The organism is Citrobacter sp. R-1.5.2 (genome assembly GCF_035064245.1).
Taxonomy (GTDB): domain Bacteria; phylum Pseudomonadota; class Gammaproteobacteria; order Enterobacterales; family Enterobacteriaceae; genus Citrobacter.
Map to the genome: position 1 here is coordinate 1 of NZ_JASEYC010000074.1, position 1,083 is coordinate 1,083.

A 1,083-nucleotide genomic window follows, 5' to 3' on the forward strand; every position below is an offset into this window, starting at 1 on the left:
CTGTCGTCAGCTCGTGTTGTGAAATGTTGGGTTAAGTCCCGCAACGAGCGCAACCCTTATCCTTTGTTGCCAGCGGTTAGGCCGGGAACTCAAAGGAGACTGCCAGTGATAAACTGGAGGAAGGTGGGGATGACGTCAAGTCATCATGGCCCTTACGAGTAGGGCTACACACGTGCTACAATGGCGCATACAAAGAGAAGCGACCTCGCGAGAGCAAGCGGACCTCATAAAGTGCGTCGTAGTCCGGATTGGAGTCTGCAACTCGACTCCATGAAGTCGGAATCGCTAGTAATCGTGGATCAGAATGCCACGGTGAATACGTTCCCGGGCCTTGTACACACCGCCCGTCACACCATGGGAGTGGGTTGCAAAAGAAGTAGGTAGCTTAACCTTCGGGAGGGCGCTTACCACTTTGTGATTCATGACTGGGGTGAAGTCGTAACAAGGTAACCGTAGGGGAACCTGCGGTTGGATCACCTCCTTACCTTAAAGAAGCGTTCTTTGTAGTGCTCACACAGATTGTCTGATGAAAAGTAAATAGCAAGGCGTCTTGCGATTGAGACTGACACGTCCCCTTCGTCTAGAGGCCCAGGACACCGCCCTTTCACGGCGGTAACAGGGGTTCGAATCCCCTAGGGGACGCCACTTGCTGGTTTGTGTGAGTGAAAGTCGCCGGCCGAAGTATCTCAAAACAGACTTCCGAGTCTTGTTTGAGATATTTGCTCTTTAAAAATCTGGATCAAGCTGAAAATTGAAACGACACACTGTTTCATTTCTCCGTAATAAGAAATGAAAAGCGGTGTGTTCGAGTCTCTCAAATTTTCGCAACACGGTGGTGTTTTACGAAACATCTTCGGGTTGTGAGGTTAAGCGACTAAGCGTACACGGTGGATGCCCTGGCAGTCAGAGGCGATGAAGGACGTGCTAATCTGCGATAAGCGTCGGTAAGGTGATATGAACCGTTATAACCGGCGATTTCCGAATGGGGAAACCCAGTGTGATTCGTCACACTATCATTACGTGAATACATAGCGTAATGAAGCGAACCGGGGGAACTGAAACATCTAAGTACCCCGAGGAAAA

Annotated in this window: 1 tRNA gene and 2 rRNA genes; all 3 read left to right on the top strand. The window is 50.0% G+C overall.

Going from position 1 to position 1,083, the window contains the following annotated elements:
• Positions 1 to 484 (top strand): 16S ribosomal RNA (locus QMN38_RS26620); the annotation flags it as partial.
• A gap of 85 nt (positions 485 to 569) precedes the next feature.
• Positions 570 to 645, top strand: a tRNA-Glu gene (locus QMN38_RS26625).
• 219 nt (positions 646 to 864) lie between these two features.
• Positions 865 to 1,083, top strand: a 23S ribosomal RNA gene (locus tag QMN38_RS26630); the annotation flags it as partial.